This window comes from Maritimimonas sp. 2205BS37-2 (assembly GCF_056591755.1).
On record NZ_JBWQOI010000003.1, the window covers coordinates 231,270 to 250,465 of the forward strand.

General features: G+C 32.4%; 17 protein-coding genes. 9 read left to right on the plus strand and 8 right to left on the minus strand.

From position 1 onward, the window contains the following. Positions 1-33 precede the first annotated feature (33 nt). On the plus strand, positions 34-1,308 hold the full coding sequence (gene serS, locus AC1EUU_RS14020) for a serine--tRNA ligase (RefSeq protein WP_480202070.1): 1,275 nt from the start codon (positions 34-36) through the stop codon (positions 1,306-1,308). Here serS and AC1EUU_RS14025 read toward each other — a convergent pair. After that, entirely contained in the window at positions 1,305-1,448 is a 144-nt protein-coding gene (locus AC1EUU_RS14025; RefSeq protein WP_480202071.1) for a hypothetical protein, read from the minus strand. The two genes, serS and AC1EUU_RS14025, sit on opposite strands and share 4 nt — an antisense overlap. A 155-nt stretch (positions 1,449-1,603) precedes the next feature. Between AC1EUU_RS14025 and AC1EUU_RS14030 the strand changes: the two genes are divergently transcribed. The 6 genes from AC1EUU_RS14030 to AC1EUU_RS14055 all read left to right on the plus strand — a co-directional run bounded on the left by AC1EUU_RS14030 (position 1,604) and on the right by AC1EUU_RS14055 (position 8,877). Beyond that, positions 1,604-3,388, plus strand: coding sequence for a tetratricopeptide repeat protein (locus AC1EUU_RS14030; protein WP_480202072.1), 1,785 nt, complete (start codon positions 1,604-1,606; stop codon positions 3,386-3,388). Positions 3,389-3,485: 97 nt separating this feature from the next. Further along, a complete protein-coding gene (locus tag AC1EUU_RS14035; RefSeq protein WP_480202073.1) occupies positions 3,486-3,815 on the plus strand; it encodes a DUF4286 family protein in 330 nt (109 codons plus the stop codon). Between the two features lie 110 nt (positions 3,816-3,925). Further along, positions 3,926-4,702 carry a 16S rRNA (adenine(1518)-N(6)/adenine(1519)-N(6))-dimethyltransferase RsmA gene (rsmA, locus tag AC1EUU_RS14040; protein WP_480202074.1) on the plus strand — a complete coding sequence of 259 codons (777 nt, stop codon included), beginning with the start codon at positions 3,926-3,928 and terminating at the stop codon, positions 4,700-4,702. Then, positions 4,692-6,041: a magnesium transporter gene (gene mgtE, locus AC1EUU_RS14045; RefSeq protein ID WP_480202075.1), complete on the plus strand. Its 1,350-nt coding sequence runs from the start codon at positions 4,692-4,694 to the stop codon at positions 6,039-6,041. The genes rsmA and mgtE overlap by 11 nt, the downstream gene beginning before the upstream one ends. 119 nt (positions 6,042-6,160) lie before the next feature. Then, positions 6,161-7,846, plus strand: a complete 1,686-nt coding sequence (locus tag AC1EUU_RS14050; protein ID WP_480202076.1) for a glutamine--tRNA ligase/YqeY domain fusion protein — start codon at positions 6,161-6,163, stop codon at positions 7,844-7,846. Positions 7,847-7,899: 53 nt separating this feature from the next. Then, entirely contained in the window at positions 7,900-8,877 is a 978-nt protein-coding gene (locus AC1EUU_RS14055) for a polyprenyl synthetase family protein (protein ID WP_480202077.1), read from the plus strand. 62 nt (positions 8,878-8,939) lie between these two features. Here AC1EUU_RS14055 and AC1EUU_RS14060 read toward each other — a convergent pair whose 3' ends face one another. From AC1EUU_RS14060 to AC1EUU_RS14090, 7 genes are all read right to left on the minus strand, one after another. Beyond that, positions 8,940-9,341: a thiol-disulfide oxidoreductase DCC family protein gene (locus AC1EUU_RS14060; protein WP_480202078.1), complete on the minus strand. Its 402-nt coding sequence runs from the start codon at positions 9,339-9,341 to the stop codon at positions 8,940-8,942. A gap of 15 nt (positions 9,342-9,356) precedes the next feature. Then, on the minus strand, positions 9,357-11,936 hold the full coding sequence (locus tag AC1EUU_RS14065) for a carboxypeptidase-like regulatory domain-containing protein (RefSeq protein WP_480202079.1): 2,580 nt from the start codon (positions 11,934-11,936) through the stop codon (positions 9,357-9,359). Continuing rightward, positions 11,917-12,816, minus strand: a complete 900-nt coding sequence (locus AC1EUU_RS14070) for a hypothetical protein (protein WP_480202080.1) — start codon at positions 12,814-12,816, stop codon at positions 11,917-11,919. Before AC1EUU_RS14070 ends, AC1EUU_RS14065 begins: the two co-directional genes overlap by 20 nt. Beyond that, positions 12,785-13,399, minus strand: coding sequence for a hypothetical protein (locus tag AC1EUU_RS14075; protein WP_480202081.1), 615 nt, complete (start codon positions 13,397-13,399; stop codon positions 12,785-12,787). The genes AC1EUU_RS14070 and AC1EUU_RS14075 overlap by 32 nt, the downstream gene beginning before the upstream one ends. Positions 13,400-13,424: 25 nt before the next feature. Continuing rightward, positions 13,425-14,201, minus strand: coding sequence for a GLPGLI family protein (locus tag AC1EUU_RS14080; protein WP_480202082.1), 777 nt, complete (start codon positions 14,199-14,201; stop codon positions 13,425-13,427). A 101-nt stretch (positions 14,202-14,302) separates the two neighbouring features. Beyond that, a complete protein-coding gene (locus AC1EUU_RS14085) occupies positions 14,303-14,545 on the minus strand; it encodes a hypothetical protein (protein WP_480202083.1) in 243 nt (80 codons plus the stop codon). A 371-nt stretch (positions 14,546-14,916) separates the two neighbouring features. Further along, the gene (locus tag AC1EUU_RS14090) at positions 14,917-16,446 is read right to left on the minus strand and encodes a GH3 auxin-responsive promoter family protein (protein WP_480202084.1); all 1,530 of its coding nucleotides are present in this window, start codon (positions 16,444-16,446) and stop codon (positions 14,917-14,919) included. 143 nt (positions 16,447-16,589) lie between these two features. Between AC1EUU_RS14090 and purE the strand changes: the two genes are divergently transcribed. Beyond that, the gene (purE, locus tag AC1EUU_RS14095; RefSeq protein ID WP_480202085.1) at positions 16,590-17,075 is read left to right on the plus strand and encodes a 5-(carboxyamino)imidazole ribonucleotide mutase; all 486 of its coding nucleotides are present in this window, start codon (positions 16,590-16,592) and stop codon (positions 17,073-17,075) included. An 84-nt stretch (positions 17,076-17,159) separates the two neighbouring features. Beyond that, entirely contained in the window at positions 17,160-19,190 is a 2,031-nt protein-coding gene (locus tag AC1EUU_RS14100; protein ID WP_480202086.1) for a M3 family metallopeptidase, read from the plus strand. Positions 19,191-19,196: the final 6 nt, after the last annotated feature.

The window sequence follows — 19,196 nt, forward strand, 5'->3', positions numbered from 1 at the left end:
AATCATTATCTTTGCTGACTTAAAAATTGATTGATGTTACAAGTAGCTTTTATTCGGGAAAATAAAGAGCAAGTATTAAATGGTCTTGCTATTCGTAATTTTGAAAATGCCGAAACTTCTGTGAATGAAATTCTTAAATTAGATGAAACTCGCAGAGCAACACAGGCAGAATTAGATAATGTTTTAGCTGAGTCAAATAAACTATCAAAAGAGATCGGAGTCTTGTTTAAAGCTGGGGAAGTACAAAAAGCTAACTTGATAAAAGAAAAAACAGGGCAACTAAAGGAACAATCTAAGCAATTATCTGAAAAGTTGAGCGAATCTCAACAAGCCTTAAACGATTTGCTATATCAAATCCCTAATATTCCAAACGCATTGGTTCCTGCAGGAAATACAGATCAAGATAATGAAGAAGTATTTCGTGAAGGTGATATTCCTCAATTAGATAACAGTGCATTACCACATTGGGAGTTAGCCAAAAAGTATGACATCATAGATTTTGACCTAGGAGCAAAAATTACTGGTGCTGGATTCCCTGTTTACAAAGGAAAAGGTGCCAAATTACAACGTGCTTTAATTAGTTATTTTTTAGATAAAAATACTGAATCCGGTTATCACGAAGTACAAGTTCCTCATCTTATAAATGAAGCATCAGGATATGGTACCGGGCAGTTACCTGATAAAGAAGGACAAATGTATCATGTTACTAATGATGACTTATATTTAATTCCAACCGCTGAGGTTCCGGTGACGAATATCTATAGAGATGTATTGCTAAAAGAAAGTGATTTTCCGATACTCCACACAGGCTACACGCCTTGTTTTAGACGTGAAGCAGGTTCTTATGGCGCACATGTTCGTGGTTTAAATAGATTACATCAATTTGATAAAGTTGAGATTGTTCGAATAGAGCATCCAGAAAGTTCTTATAAGGCTCTTGATATTATGGTTGAACATATAAAAGAAATTCTCAAAGAATTAAAATTACCATATCGAATATTGAGACTTTGTGGAGGTGATTTAGGTTTTACTGCGGCCCTAACCTATGATTTTGAGGTATTTTCAACTGCCCAAGATAGATGGTTGGAAATTAGTTCTGTTTCAAATTTTGAAACTTTTCAAGCCAATAGACTAAAATTACGTTTTAAGAATGGTGATGGTAAAAATCAATTGGCTCACACTTTAAATGGAAGTGCATTAGCATTGCCACGGGTACTAGCTGGAATTTTAGAGAATTATCAAACCAAAGATGGTATTATAATACCAGAAGTATTACGAAAGTATACCGGATTTGATATTATTAGCTAGTTATTAGTAACAGACACCATTAACTTTTTGTAACGGTTCATTTCAAGAAGCGCATCAACATATGCGTTCAAATTACCTGTTTTCATAAAAAGGTTGGCTTTCTTTTTAGCTAACTCGTAGTGTTTTCTTAATTCAATCATTGTATGGTTTATTTACTAGTTTTATACATAAGACAAATCTCATGCCAAAATGTTACATCGTAATTATTTAACCCATACTTTTTATCAATTTTTTAACACTCGTTTTACTACCTTTGAAGCAACTATCTATTAGTTTCAACGTTATCTATAACGAAATGCGCAACATTTTTATTGTCATATTAGTATTTATTACCACTTACTGCTTTTCTCAAAGCGCTCAATTGGCTTACAGTTATTATAGAAAAGGAGAGTATGAAAAGGCTTCGGTTATCTACAAGCAATTACATGAAAAGTATCCGGTAAGGCGAGACTATTTTAAATACTTATTGAATTCATATCAATTAACAAATAGATATAACGAAGCCACTAAATTATTAGATAAGCAAAAAATCTATTTCCCAGAATTGGCCTATTTAGATGTAGAAGTAGGTTATAATTTACAATTACAAAACAAAAAAGAAGAAGCAATTCCATATTACAATCAGGCAATACAGTTTATTGAAATTAGTCCTAATTCAGGATATCTTATTGGAAGAGCTTTTCAAGACAATCATTTACTAGATTATGCTTTAAGGGCCTATCAAAGAGCTATGGCCTTGAACCCTAATCTAAATTATGACGCTTATATTGCTTCAATTTATGGCGAAAAAGGAGAATTAGAAAATATGTTCAATGCTTATCTAGACATGGTTGAAAAAAACGAAAATTACTTTTCTACCGTTCAACGGTATGCTGGGCGTTTTCTCTCTGATGACGCACTTGAACAGAGCAATTCTATTTTTAGGAAGCTCGTTTTAAAACGCTTACAAACCAATCCAAACGATTCTTGGAATAAGTTATTAAGTTGGTTATACATGCAGCAAAAAGATTATGGGAAAGCTTTAGTTCAAGAAAAAGCCATCTATTTGCGCAATAAAGAAAGTTTGGAGCGAATCATAGAAATTGGAGATATTGCTTTTAATAATAATGATTTTATTACAACAAAAGAAGCTTTTGATTATGTGTTAAAAAACACGAATGATCAACATCTTCTACTTGAAGCCCAACTCTATTTATTACAATCGAATATTGAAACAGCTATAAGCGATGAAGAGTTGAACTCAGTTGAACTTAAATTCAAAGAATTATTTAATCAATATGGTATTAATAGTAATACCGTTGATATTCAAATTGCCTATGCAGATTTTTTAACGTTTAAAAAAGACAATCCTAAATTAGCAATAGATATTCTTAAGGAAGCATTATATAAAACAACTTCTGAATTTCAAAAAGGCGAGGTCAAAATCAAATTAGCTGATGTCTTAGTGTATACTAATCAATTTAATCAAGCATTGATTAATTATACGCAGGTACAAACCAAATTAAAAAATAGTACACTCGCTCAGCACGCTCGATTTAAAGTAGCACAAACTTCTTATTTTAAAGGAGACTTTAAATGGGCATCAACACAGTTGAAGGTATTAAAAGGCTCAACCTCTCAATTAATTGCTAATGATGCTGTAGATCTATTTTTATTGATATCAGATAATTTAGGATACGATTCGATTCCGAAAGCATTACAGTTATATGCCAAAGCAGATTTACTAGCCTATCAAAATAAAAACAAACAAGCCATTGATAGCTTGAGTATTGTATTAAAGAATCATAAAGATGAAGAAATTGAAGACTTAGCTTTATTCAAACAAGCAGACCTATACCAAAAAACAAATCAATTTTCTAAAGCTGAAGAAAACTATTTAAAAATAATTGCATTACAAGATGCCAGTATTTTAGTAGATAATAGTTATTTTAGATTGGGAGAACTGTATGAAACCAAATTAGACAATCTTGAAAAAGCCAAAGAAATGTACCAAAAAATAATCTTTGAGCACCCTTCGAGTATTTATTTGGTTGATGCCCGAAAGCGTTTTAGGAAATTAAGAGGAGATCAGATCAATTGATATCTTTTGTCTTACACCTAACATGAATTCATTGAAATCTGAATCTCAGTTTCAATCGTATTATTATTAATAACCCTATAAATTCATAAATAATAAAATGTATATATACAACGTAACTATAAACATAGATGAATCTGTTGAAGAAGATTGGTTGAGATGGATGCAAGAAAAACATATTCCCGAAATGTTAGATACCGGTAAATTTATGGAAGCCAAAATGTGTCAAGTAATGGTTGAAGAAGACATGGGAGGAGTAACATATTCGATACAATATACAACTGATAGTAAAGAAACTTTAGAGCGATATTACATAGAAGATGCAGATAGACTTCGTCGAGAAGGACAGCAACTGTTTACCAATAAATTTGTCGCTTTTAGAACCGAATTAGATGTAGTACATCATACCAAAAATTTCATAAAGTCATAATCTATTTATAAATGGGTGGCTTATTCGTTACCTAAAAAACTATTTAACTGCGATTTGTAAAATGTCAAAACAAATCAATGCTTAACAAACCCTAGATCCAAAATCTTTATATGTCAGTAAAAGCTAAAAAACATCTCGGTCAGCATTTTTTAAGAGATGAAAATATTGCAAAAAAAATAGCCGATACCCTTAGCGGAAAAAACTATAATGATGTACTAGAAATAGGGCCTGGAATGGGTGTATTAACTAAATACCTTCTTAAAAAAGAATTTACAACCCATGTGATAGAAATTGACAATGAATCAGTTGAGTATCTTAAAACTCATTATTTACATCTTACCAATAGAATTATTTCAAAAGATTTTTTAAAGATTAATCTAGATGATTATTTCAATGAAAAGCCATTGGCCATTATTGGTAATTTCCCATATAATATTTCATCACAAATTGTTTTTAAGGCCATAGAAAATCGCCACCGGATTCCTGAATTTTCAGGCATGTTTCAAAAGGAGGTTGCACAACGCATTGCCGAAAAACCAGGTTCTAAAGCCTATGGTATTTTATCAGTTTTAACGCAAGCATTTTATGATGCCGAATACCTATTCACGGTACCTCCAAGTGTATTTAATCCTCCCCCAAAAGTTGATTCGGGTGTAATTAAACTTGTTCGTAAAGAAAATTATACCTTACCAGTAGATGAAAAATTATTTTTCAAGGTAGTTAAAACAGCATTCAACCAACGCAGGAAAATGCTACGAAGTAGTTTAAAATCTTTTAAATTATCAGATAAATTAAGAGAAGATGCTATATTTGCTCGACGTCCTGAACAATTATCTGTTCAGGATTTTATAAGTCTGACGCAAAAAATAGCCAGTAATGTCTCTTGAGCTAACCAAAGAATTCATAGAAGAAGTTCAGGTGCTTATCGAACAAAAAGACGATAAAGCACTTACTGGTTTATTTTCTCATGAGCATTACGCAGATATCGCCGAACTTTTAGAAGATCTTGGCTTTGATGAGTCTATATACATAATTAAACTACTTGATAGCGAAAAGACTTCTGATATTCTAATGGAGTTAGATGAGGATATTCGTGAGAAAATCCTTGAAAATCTATCAGTAAAAGAAATTGCCGAAGAACTTGAAGAACTTGATACTGATGATGCCGCTGATATGGTTGCCGAGCTTCCTGAAGAACGCCAGGCACGGGTAATTGCCGAAATCGAAGATAAAGAACATAAAGCTGAAATTGAAGAACTTTTAGCCTATGATGAAGATACAGCTGGTGGACTCATGGCAAAAGAACTTGTGAAGGTTTATGAAACCTGGACCGTTGCCGGTTGTCTTCGCCGTATTAGAGGTCAAGCTAAAGATGTTAAAAGAGTACATTCAATTTATGTAGTCAATAAAGAAGAACAATTAATTGGCAGACTTTCGTTAAAAGATTTAATCATTGCTAAAAATGATCAAAAAATTGCCGATATCTACATCTCAAATGTTGATCACGTTCATGTTGATGATCATGGTGAAGAAGTAGCTAAAGTTATGGCAAAATATGACTTAGAAGCCATTCCGGTAGTTGATAGCAATCGGGTTCTATTAGGGCGAATTACTATTGATGATATTGTTGATGTATTAAAAGAAGAAGCTGATAAAGATTACCAGTTAGCAGCAGGTATTACCGAAGATGTAGAGGCAGATGATAGTATTATAGAATTAACCCGAGCTCGTTTGCCTTGGTTGATTCTTGGGCTTTTAGGCGGATTAGGTGCAGTACTCATCATGGAGGGTTTTGAAGATGCATTAAAAAAATACAAAGATTTATTTTTCTTTACCCCTTTAATTGCGGCCATGGCCGGTAATGTAGGTGTACAATCTTCAGCCATTATTGTTCAAGGTTTGGCTAACGACACCGTAAAAGGCAGTTTATTTAATCGTTTAGTTAAAGAAATTGGTTTAAGTCTTATTAACGGTTTCGTGCTAGGTATTTTAGTTATTGCTGCAGGCTACCTAATGAAAATGGAACTTAATTTTAGTTTAACAGTTGCTATTTCTATGATGTGTGTTATAATAGTAGCAGCGCTTATTGGCACTTTTGTTCCTATTATTCTTGACAAGCGAGGCATCGATCCAGCTATTGCTACGGGCCCATTCATTACGACGAGTAATGATATTTTTGGCATCTTTTTATTTTTCTATATCGCTAAATTGATGTTAGGGTTTTAAGGTAACTTCTCTGCCATATTATTTGCCAAAATTACCCAATGGCACGACTTATTTCTTAGCAGCGAATCCATGCTTAAACATCACTTATTTTCCCTATTTTTGCAGTTCAAATTTTAGCAATGTCTGAAGAAAAAAAATCATTGAACTTTTTAGAGCAAATCATCGAAGAAGATTTAGCAAATGGGTTTGACAAAAACAAGCTTCGATTTAGATTTCCACCAGAACCAAATGGCTATTTACATATTGGTCATGCCGCATCTATTTGTTTAAATTTTGGTCTCGGGTTAAAATACAATGCCCCGGTTAATTTACGTTTTGACGATACGAATCCTGCAAAAGAAGAGCAAGAATATGTTGATGCCATTAAAAATGATATTAAATGGTTAGGGTTTGATTGGAAAAATGAATTATACTCTTCAGATTATTTCCTTCAATTATATGATTGGGCTATTGAATTGATCAAAAAAGGGAAAGCCTATGTTGATGATCAGTCTTCAGAAGAAATTGCCAAACAAAAAGGCACACCTACCGAACCTGGTACCAACAGTCCAAATAGAGACCGTTCCATTGAGGAAAATTTAAGCTTGTTTGAAAAAATGAAGAACGGTGAATTTTCAGAGGGTTCTCATGTATTAAGGGCCAAAATTGATATGGCTTCATCAAATATGTTAATGCGCGACCCTATTATTTATCGCGTTTTAAGAAAAGCTCACCATAGAACGGGAACAGATTGGAATATCTATCCTATGTATGACTGGGCTCATGGTGAATCAGATTATATTGAAAATATATCACACTCGCTTTGTACTTTAGAATTCAAATCTCATAGAGAACTTTATAATTGGTTTTTAGATCAGATTTACGACGGTGGTGTCCGCCCAAAACAGCGCGAATTTGCACGTAGAAACCTAAGTTATACGGTAATGAGTAAGCGTAAATTATTACAGCTTGTTGAAGAAAGGCATGTTGCCGGATGGGATGATCCTCGTATGCCAACTATTTCAGGCTTACGCCGAAGAGGATATACTCCTGCCGCCATCAAAAAATTTAGTGAAATAGCCGGTATTGCAAAAAGAGATAATGTCACCGATGTTGCCTTATTAGAATTCTGTGTAAAAGATGACCTAAATAAGACTGCACCTCGAGTAATGGCCGTATTGAATCCTGTGAAGCTGGTAATTACAAATTACCCTGAAGACAAAGAAGAATGGTTAGATGCAGAAAATAATCCAGAAGATGAAAATGCTGGAAATAGAAAAGTTCCTTTTTCAAGAGAATTATATATAGAACGAGAAGATTTTAGAGAAGAAGCCAATAAAAAATTCTTTCGCTTAAAGTTAAATAAAGAAGTACGTTTAAAGAACGCTTATATCATTAAAGGTGAATCGGTAGTAAAAGATGAAAAGGGCGAAATTACCGAAATACATTGCACCTACGACCCTAAAAGTAAAAGTGGTAGTGGTACCGAAGAAAGTAAACGTAAAGTAAAAGGAACACTACATTGGGTATCGGTGCAACATGCTGTAAAAGCAGAGGTTAGAATGTATGATAGATTGTTTCTTGACGAAGCACCAGATGGACATAAAGACAAAGACTTTAAAGAATTTATCAATCCAAATTCGTTGGTTGTAAATAACAATGCCTTTGTAGAACCAAGTTTAAAAGAAGCAAAACGAGGAGATCGTTTTCAATTTCAGCGACTGGGTTATTTTTGTGTTGATAATGATAGTACTTCAGAAAACTTAGTCTTTAATAGAACTGTGCCTTTAAGAGACAGCTGGGCCAAGATTGAAAAGAAAAGCTAATTAAACATATATTGTATATTGACAACTAATTTGATGAGATATCAAAATATTATTTGAAGGTAGTTGAGCACATAAAATCACCCATTCAAGAAGAAATGGAACTTTTTGAACAAAAGTTCAAAGAATCTATGAATTCTAATGTTCCATTGCTAAATAGAATTACTCATTTTATTATAAGACGTAAAGGAAAACAAATGCGTCCTATGTTTGTTTTCCTAGTAGCCAAAATGGTTTCTAATGGTAATTTTAGTGATAAAACCTATCGAGGTGCCGCTTTGATTGAATTGATTCATACTGGTTCGTTGGTTCATGATGATGTGGTTGATGACAGCAATCAACGAAGAGGTTTCTTCTCAATAAATGCGCTATGGAAAAATAAAATTGCTGTACTTGTTGGTGATTACCTATTTTCAAAGAGCTTATTGCTTTCAGTTGATAATAACGATTTTGATCTCTTAAAGCTAGTTTCTATAGCTCTAAAAGAAATTACCGAAGGGGAGCTACTACAAATTGAAAAGGCACGTCAATTAGATATTACGGAAGATATTTATTTTGAAATTATTCGTCAAAAAACCGCTACACTAATTGCAGCATGTTGTGGTATTGGAGCGGCATCAGTTGATGCTTCAGAAGAAGAAATACAACAAATGCGTAAGTTTGGTGAGCTCATAGGTATTGCATTTCAGATTAAAGATGATCTCTTTGATTATACCGAAGATAAAATTGGCAAACCTACCGGTATAGATATCAAAGAACGTAAAATGACATTACCATTAATCTATGCTTTAAATAATTGTTCTCTTAAAGAGAAAAAATGGTTGATCAATTCTGTTAAGAACCATAATAAAGATAAAAAAAGAGTAAAAGAGGTCATTTCTTTTGTAAAACAGCAAGGCGGTATTGAGTATACCGTTGAAAAAATGCATGCGTATAAAGAAAAGGCTTTAGCATTATTAAATACATATCCTGATTCTCCTTACAAAACCTCTCTAAAAGAAATGGTAGATTATGTGATTGAGCGTAAAATTTGATGTTCGTTCATTTTTCTTATCATCATATCTAAAGTTGCTTCATTTAAACACTAGTTATTGTTTTAAGGTAAAAATTTATTTTTCAACTCAGGTGTAGGCATCCAACAGCTATCTGTTTTACCATACCATTGATAACGATTTTTAGCAATATAATCGTAGATTTTATTTCTAATAAATGAAGGTAAAGCTAAGAATACCAACAATAAATTTATAGGAAAACGAAGCCTCCCAGCAATTCTCAATACAGCAGAAGATTTAGTATAAACTTTATTATTCACGATTAATATGATAGAATCGGTTCTGGTTATATCCAATTCATGTTGTTTTAATAATTGGGTTCCGGTTGTACCTTGAAGTGATGCAAATTGAAAGATATTCTTTAGATCATTTTTAATTATAAACTGTATTGTTGAATTGCATAAATTACAAACACCATCAAATAAAATAATCGCCTTAATATCCATTCTTATCTATCTTTTTTAAAATTTAAATGAAGTAGAAAAAAGTAAATAGCCCAAGTTATTGTTATTAATAGTTCGTGTTAATGTATTTCCATCTGATACTGTATTTATAAAATTGTAATTATTTAAATCAAAAAGTGTCAGCAACGAGCGTCCAGTTAAAGAAAATGATAATGAATCAGACATGTCATAAGTCATCGACAAATTACAATCTGGCACACTAAATTTACCTTGCTCTATGTCATATAGTTGGTATTCAAAATCAAATTTCCAATCAAGTTTATCATAACTTCCTTCAATCAAAAGTGTATTGGTAAAAGTTGTCTGCTTTGTAACCTGTGTCTTATCTAGATTATAGTTAAAAAAGTTCCATTTAATTTGATTCGTAATCTCTTTAATGAAAAAATTACGAGGGGTAAACCCTAAACTTAAAGCAGGCTCCCATGAATTCGTATATACCTGAGTAGGTAAATCATTTACCAATGTTGAATACTCGTTTGCGATAAAATTCAAATTTCCTCCAATATCAAAGCGATGATAAGCTTTACCCATGTAAAAGCCTTTGTTCATACCAGCTTTTGCGATATGTGTATATTTTCTATCAAAAATACGATTCGAATAATAAAAAACATTTTCTGAAACAGAATCTAAAACACGCTGTAAAAAATTATGATCTTGCCTAAACTCGTAGGTGAGATTTGTTCTTTTTGATTTCGATACATTATTATTAAACCACTTAAGTGAAACTACGTCACTATTAGAATATTTATTTAAATTCTCTCGATTATTAATTATTTTATAATTAAAACTTTTAACAATAGTGTCAAATGAAGAGTTAAGTTCATAAAAACGGAAATTACGGCTCAGCTTTAGACTTAAATTATTCTGTTGTCTAAAATTGTAGGTAATTAAATTTGATGTGGCAAAGAATACGCGATCTTTCAACTTGTTTAGGCTAATCAAAGCTGGAGCAATTAAAAAGCTATAATCAATTTTTTTAATAGCACCTTGAACACTTAATGGCGTCCTTGCAACAAACACATTTCTTGAAAGTATCGAACGCCCACCTTCTTGACCATTAAAATCGAGATTTCCTTTTTCTTTGTTTTTAGATAGGTTAATTCCAGCATTAAGTGTTGTTGTATTTAATTTCACCTTGAATAAGCCCAAAATAGAAAATTGGTTTTTAAAAAAATCTTCTTCCTGAAAAATATGCATAGCACTATTATCAATTTTGGTTTCAAAATCTCGAGTTCCTTTTTCGTAATAATAATCAACTCCGAATTCAAATGCTATACTTTCATTTAGTAATTGCGTGAATTTTAATGCGTTTGAGATTGTAAAATTTTTTGGAGTATTGTTAGTTCTTTCTACAAAACGAGAAATAGTATCAACAAACAATGTATCAATTGCATGTTTAAATGAACGCTGCTGCAAAATCACTGTATTAAAAACATTTTGAATTACAGCCTTCGATGAAATAATATGATTATGATTAGCAGTGGCCGAAATGAAATACCCTTCTTGCGAATTAATTAAGTTACTATTTTTAGCAAGGTCACCAAATATACTAGTGGTAGTTGTTGTTTCGCGTTCTGTATCAATCGCACCATAATAAAAAACAAGACCGGTTTTACTGATTTTGTTTTGCCAACGAAATGTGGTACTATTATTACTTGAAAAGTCGCTCCTTGTTTGCTGATTTTCAATAAAAAAAGAAAATAATGAGTTTTTAAAAGCGCCTGAGGCAAATCTAACTGATGAAATGATATCTCTTTGGCTTAGCTCTTTTTCTCCCGTGTTATTCGTATTTGATGTTACAAAAGCATTTAGTTTATCAGAAAAAAAGAAACCATTACCATTGACAGCGTATTTTTCATCATAACCATAGCCCACTGCTATATCGGCTTTTACTACACCTTTAAATTCTGATTTCGTGGTTATGTTAATAACCGGATCTCTTAGACGATTAAAATCAATCACGAATCGATCTTTGTAATTATTAATAACCTGAACGTTCTCCATTATCTCATAATTCAAATTATCCAAAGCAATCTTATTTTGATTTACAAAAACCTCTTTATTATTAATTAACACCTTATTTATTTGCTTACCTTGATACGAAATACTGCCATCTTTACTTACAATAATACCATCAGTTTTATTTAGCATATCACGCAACGTATTATTTTTACTCAGGTTCATATTCTTAATATCAATGTTTAAAGTATCTGTCGCCATTTTAACCTTTACTACAACTTCCTCAAGTTTTGTAATACTTTTTTCTAAGTAAATATTTAAAAAATTCATTGTATCTAGCTTGACGATTAATGACTTTTCTTTATAGCCAATGGCTGTAACATTAATACTAAATTGAAGCGTATTCGAAGGTAATTCTATATTAAAAGCACCTTGTTCATTACCATAACCATAGGCAATAGCTTGCTTTGACAAAGACGTATTATTTATAACAATATTCGCAAAAGGGATGGGCTCATTTTCAATATTCTTTACTACTCCCGAAACTTGCGGTTTTTGCGCATATAAAACTAAAACTCCAGAAAAAAAAATAAGGGTGTTAAGAAATAACTTCAACATTTTCCATTTCTTTTGCACTGGTAAGTCTACCGTAAGCTGCAAGATTCCAAACAATCATTATTGCAGAAAATGCATACAGTCCCATTGTCACGGCAATACCGATATGCATTGAAATTATAGCCAACAACGTATATTTCCTAGTGACTTTATTAAAAATAAAAAAGGGATATAGTAGCTCTAATAAAACTGTGCCAATTCCCAATATGGCTAGAAAAATCGGTGGTATTGAATAAAATGAATTATCAACAGATGCCAACGCTCTCCAAATTGAGTTACCATTCCACCAACTAGTATCTACTCCCTTGGCTATCCCTGAAAAAAAATAAACAATTGCTAAATGAATCTGTAAAACGCTTCGATAATTAAATAGCCTCTCTTTTACATTCTTAAACAATTTAGAGTCTAAAGAATAATATTTGCCTGTTGGAAATACGAAGCAATAAAAGAAAGACATAATTAAGAAGTGATCAAATCCGTAATTAAATGGTGAAAAACTCTTAAAAATAACTATACAAAGAATTAAGGCCACTAAAGCGGAAAAACGAGTGAATAAACCTATTAGTAAAAAAAGTAGACTAAGAAGATAACAATAAACAATCCCTGAATAAAAAACTCCAATAAGATTTTTGCTCTCTAAAAATTGATAGAGTGGATATAAATATTTAAAATAATCTGTTTGCAAGTACATCAGTTCTTGCGGAAGCACTGAGTTACTCTGGGAAAAAAGTAAAGGCAGATCTACCATCAAAGAGGTAATTTCAATCATGGCTACCAAAGCAACCATACATCGAAAGAAAATTAAAAAATCTCTTTCGTTATAATCACTTTGAAAAAATTCATAAACACGATTACACAGAAAACTCACTTTCTTTAACAACATATAACTCGGGTTTAGTTTTTTCTGATTTCTGCCAAATATTTATCGGAACTATGGTTAAAAGTTCTACTTTATAAGAAACACAGCTTGGAACAGCGACGGCCCCTTTTTTACCTAACCATTTAAAGATCTTTTCAATATAATCCCTTCTAAACTTTATTATTTTTTTATTTTTTTCACTTGTAACATCTTTTTTTGCCATTTTATCGGTATCCGCAATATAGTTGGTCAAATAAGATGCATATCCCTTAAACCGATAAACACCATTTGATGTGGAGAATTTTAAGTACCGATCAGATTTCAATTCCTTTCCTTCAGCATCAAAATAAGTAACCTTAATGTATTTTTCGGTAGCCGTTTGTATTCCGTAAAAACCATAGCCTGTATTAGTACCAGATAATATGTAATACAATTCGGTTTTTTCATTTTGTTTTAATTGGCTAATAACTGGTATGTACAAAGATTTATCAAAATGAAAATTCCAATAGATATCAAGATTTGCCCACATGGCCTGAAAAAAAACTAATAATAGGTGTCCAAAAAGGAAAAAGGTTATAAAATATCTTTTTCGCTTCGATTGACTCATCTTGGTTTTTTTGGATCTATTACCGTTAATATGATTTTCCATGAATCATCTTATAAAGTTGATTTGCAGCGTCAGATTTTTTTATCGTAAGTATTGGTTCTCTCTCATAATACTTTTGATTCTCTTTTTTAAGAAAAGCGTTATGCCTCACATTATATAGGTCTCTAAACTTCGCTACATCATTTTCATAATCTACTTTCAATATCTGGGTAGTACGAAAAAAATCTTCGACCCAGACTACAATACCAGGTAATCCTTGATATATAGACGGTCCGTTTGAAATTGGAATGTCTTTTGTATACCAGGCTGTAAGCATTAAGTCTTTATTCTTTGCTATTGCTTTAAAACATTTTAAACCACTGATTTTTTTTTCTTCGTTTGTAAGCTCCCAATTGATATCCCCTACTTTCCCCTCCGAATAAAAAGTTTGATTTAATATCCATTCATGTTTAAATGTTTTGTTTTCTGGAGACCTCAATGCAAAATAAACCTGATCTGCAAGACTTATACCAACACCTTTTGGCACTTTTTTTATAATCGAATCAAGCACATATACCGAAGATCTATCTGTAAGATTAATGTATAAGGTATAATAATCTTTAATGCCATTTAAAATATCATATTTTGATGTTCTTGTTACCGTACCATGCTTTTCAGAATCAGTCACATTGTATTGACTTACTGGAGAGCTATAATAAACGATCTTCATAATTTTATTTTCATTTTTTAATTGAGAATAACTCATTAATGGGATAAGCAGCAAAATGTAGATAAGGCTATAATTAGATTTTGAATATGTCATAACTTGCTTTTAAAAAAGTACTTGAATAATTAGGTATAAGTTCTATATAAAAGCAGTACTATCTATTTGTAATAAAATAGTACTGCTTCATCGAAAAAAAATTATAGACCGTTTAATACTGTTCTTTGAACTGCAAAATTTTGGTCAATTTGTTCTTCTGTAGAAATTTCAAAACACTTTGTAAAGTCTTTGATACTTTCACTAAGTCTATAACACCCAGCAGCGACAAAATCTGGACTTTCTGTGATAGAATTATTTACGTCATTATTTTTTTCAACTGGGGCAAATGAAAACCCAACGAAAGCAATAGCAATTGCTACTGCAGGAAGAATTATTTTTTTCATAATATTAAATATTAATGCCAAAAATTCATTGGCTGATTAAACAAGTGAACTTTCAAGTATTTACTTGAAAAATTCTTTAAAATAGTCCTACTCTATTAGAGGCTTTTCGGATATCGCCTTCATTATTGCAATAATATTTAATGGCAAGTTAGATAGAAATTGTAGCAACGGAGTAAGGTCAAAAATTAAAAAAAGTAATGCACTTCCTTACTTTTAAATTTATAGTGAATTGTAGCTAAATTTGCTCTAAAATTTTAAATTTTAAGCGAGCTATTATAAAATTTGCAACATGTAATGAAAGGAAATTTATGATAGGTTATAACATCAAATTCAGTTACAACTTTAAAAGAAAAGTGTCGATACTAGTGCAATTAAGTACTAACATCTACTTGCATGAGCTCCTCAATAAAATCTCTATTATTAGAAAGTCTCGGTACTTTATGCTGTCCGCCTAATTTTCCCTTCTGCTTTAACCAATTATAGAATAAACCTTGTTCTGCCTCATGTAGTTTAGGCATGGTTAAGGTCATATTATTATAGCGCTTGGCCTCATAATCAGAATTAATAGACTTTAAAGCATTGTCTAAAAGTTCGGTAAAATAACCAATATTATTAGGTGGCTTTTTAAACTCTACAATCCATTCATGAGATCCTTTTGCTTTGCCATCCATAAAAATTGGAGCAACTGTATAATCAGTGATTTCGGCTTGTGTTTTTATACATGCTTGTTTTAAAGCTTCTTCGGCATTTTCAATGATTAATTCTTCACCAAAAGCATTAATAAAATGTTTGGTTCTTCCTGTTACTTTAATTCGATAAGGGCTTAAAGAAACGAATTTAACGGTATCACCAATTAAATATCGCCAAAGGCCAGAATTGGTAGTAATAATCACAGCATAGTTCTTGTCTAATTCAACTTCTTGCAAAGGTATTGCCGATTGACTAGATGAATTTAAATCTTCATCATATTGATCCATAGGAATGAATTCATAGAAAATTCCATAGTCCAACATTAATAATAGGTCATTTGAGTCGTTCGTATCTTGTATTGCAAAAAATCCTTCAGAAGCATTATAGATTTCATAATACCTAAAGTCATTCTTAGGTAATAGTTTTTTATACTGCTCTCGGTATGGATTAAAGTTTACTCCTCCATGAAAGTACACTTCTAAGTTTGGCCAAATATCTAAAACACTTTCTTTACCTGTTCGTTCTAAAACACCATTTAATAAGACCAACATCCAAGATGGCACACCAACCAGACTCGTCATATTCTCATTAATGGTTTCATTAATAATAGCTTCCATTTTTGTTTCCCACTCACTTAGCAGTGCTGTTTCTGTTCTTGGTGCGCTACTAAAATCAGCCCAAAAGGGCATATTCTCAATAATAATTGCCGATAAGTCACCAAAATAGGTATTGTTATCTTCGTAAATGGCACTGCTCCCTCCTAGTCGCAGTCCTTTTCCATTGAATAATCCTGCATCTTCATTATTATTAATATATAAGGCTAACATATCTTTCCCTGCCTTCATATGGCAATTTTCCAAAGCCTCTTGACTTACCGGAATAAACTTACTCTTAGCATTGGTTGTTCCGCTCGATTTCGCAAACCATTGGATAGGCGTTGGCCAAAATAAATTTTGCTCTCCTTTACGGGTACGTTCGATCATTGGTTCAATAGACTCATATTTTTGAATCGGAACGCGTTCTGCAAATGCATTGTAGTCATAAATACTCTTGAAATCATATTTTTTACCGAATTCTGTGTGCTGAGCGGTACCAACCAATCGCCTTAATAGCTCTTGCTGCACATCAATAGGATACTTTAGAAAGAGCTCCATTTGATGTTTTCGCTTTTTTAGAAACCAGGAAACTACGGTATTAAATAAGGGTAACATTGATCTTCGATTCTTTAAAAAAGAACATAAAAACCAATTTAGAAAACCGGTTTTTATAGTATCTTTAGCCAATAAAAATACAATATTTCTTAATATTGATATTTACTGATTTTAAGGAGATTATAAACCTATCAATTTAAAACATGGCCAAAGTAGGAATCATTATGGGAAGCAATTCTGATATGCCTGTGATGCAGGATGCGATTGCGGTACTTCATGAACTTAATATAGACACCGAAATAGATATTGTTTCGGCTCACCGTACCCCAGATAAGTTATATGACTATGCTAAAAATGCACATTCACGTGGAATTTCAGTTATTATAGCTGGTGCGGGAGGCGCTGCTCATTTACCAGGAATGGTCGCCTCCATGAGCCCATTACCAGTAATCGGTGTACCGGTAAAATCGCGTAATTCTATCGATGGGTGGGATTCAGTTTTATCCATTTTACAAATGCCTGGCGGTGTTCCGGTAGCTACAGTAGCATTGGATGGTGCAAAAAATGCCGGAATCTTAGCAGCCCAAATTATTGGTTCTTCGAATAAAGATATTTTACAAGCCATCATTGATTATAAGGAAAGCTTAAAAGAAAAAGTTAATAAGGCTTCTGAAGATTTAAAAAAATAATTTCGTCAAACTGAACTTGTTTCAGTTTCCTATTTAATGAGATTCCGAAACAAGCTCGGAATAATGTTGTTGAAACTACATGTTATGAATCCACTCTTAGAAAAATTCAATACCAAATATACTACAGCGCCTTTTTCACAAATTAAAGAACAACACTTTAACCCAGCCTTTCAAGAAGCTATCGTTCTAGCTAAGACAGAAATAGAAGAAATAACGGCCAATATCGATGCACCAACTTTTGAAAATACTATTGAAGCATTGGAGTTTTCGGGCACTAAGCTAAATCGAATTTCGTCTATATTCTTCAATTTAAATTCTGCAGAAACCAATGATGAAATTCAAAAAATAGCTCAAGAAGTTTCGCCATGGCTTTCAGAATTCGCCAATGACGTTCGATTGAACGAAAAGTTATTTGAGCGTGTTAAGACGGTTTATGAAAACCGTAAAGCACTTAATTTAACTGGTGAGCAACAAACACTCTTGGAGAAAAAGTATAAAGGTTTTGCTAGAAACGGTGCTAATTTAAATGATACTGATAAAAATAAACTTCGAGAAATTGATAAACAACTTTCTAAATTGTCTTTAAAATTTGGCGAAAATGTTTTAGCGGAAACGAATGCTTATCAACTTCATATCACTGATGAAAATCAATTACTAGGATTACCAGATAGCGCAAAGGAAGCTGCAGCCTTAGTAGCAAAACAAAAAGAAAAACAAGGCTGGATTTTCACCTTAGATTATCCTAGTTATATTCCATTTATGACCTATGCTGATAATCGCAAGTTACGAGAGCAATTGGCGAAAGCATTCGGAGCTAAAGGCTTTCAAAAAAATCAATTTAATAATGAACAAATTGTTCTTGACATTGTAAAATTACGTCATGAACGTGCCAATTTATTAGGTTATGATACCCATGCCGATTTTGTATTAGAAGAGCGTATGGCAGAAACACCTAACAATGTGCTTAGTTTTGAAAAAGACTTGTTAGCGAAAGCAAAACCTGCAGCGAAACAAGAATTTAATCAATTGGAAGAATTGGCAAATAATGACAACATCGCCCAATTGCAAAAATGGGACGGTGCTTATTATTCAGAAAAATTAAAAAAACAATTATTTGATCTCGATCAAGAACAACTAAAACCATACTTTAAGCTAGAAAATGTAATTAAAGGAGTTTTTATCATTGCCAATAAATTGTTTGATCTTAATTTTAAAGAAGTTAAAGATATTGACACCTATCATGAAGAAGTAATGACCTATGAGGTTACTAATTCAAATGGTGATTTTATCTCTGTTTTTTATGCCGATTTTTTTCCAAGAAAAGGAAAAAGAAATGGCGCTTGGATGACTTCTTTTAAAAGTCAATGGAAAAAAGATGGGAAAAACTCAAGACCACATATTTCTATTGTTTGCAACTTTACGAAACCTACAGAAACAAAACCCTCATTGCTTACTTTTAATGAAGTAACAACGCTATTTCATGAGTTTGGTCATGCTTTGCATGGTATGCTGGCTGACACAACCTACCCTAGTCTTTCGGGAACTTCGGTGCATTGGGATTTTGTAGAATTGCCTAGCCAATTACTAGAAAACTGGTGTTACGAAAAGGAGGCGCTAGATTTATTTGCTCGGCATTATGAAACAAATGAGCCAATACCAATGGCACTAATTCAAAAAATAAAAGATTCTTCTAATTTCTTAGAAGGTATGCAGACCATGCGTCAATTAAGTTTTGGCCTACTCGATATGTCATGGCATGCTGGCGAGTCACCAGCGACTATTAATTCTGTAAAAGATTTTGAAAATAAGGCTTTTGCCGACACAAAATTGTATCCTGAGGTTACTGAAAATTGTATGAGTACCGCTTTTGCACATATTTTTCAAGGTGGTTATTCGTCAGGTTATTACTCATATAAATGGGCAGAAGTTTTAGATGCCGATGCTTTTGAATACTTTAAAGAAACTGGAATTTTTAATAAAGAAACTGCTCAAAAGTTAAAAGAACATATCTTATCTCAAGGTGGCACCGAGAAACCGATGACCTTGTATAAACGTTTTAGAGGGAAAGAACCTTCAAATGAGGCTTTATTAAAAAGAGCTGGACTGTTAAATTAACAGTCC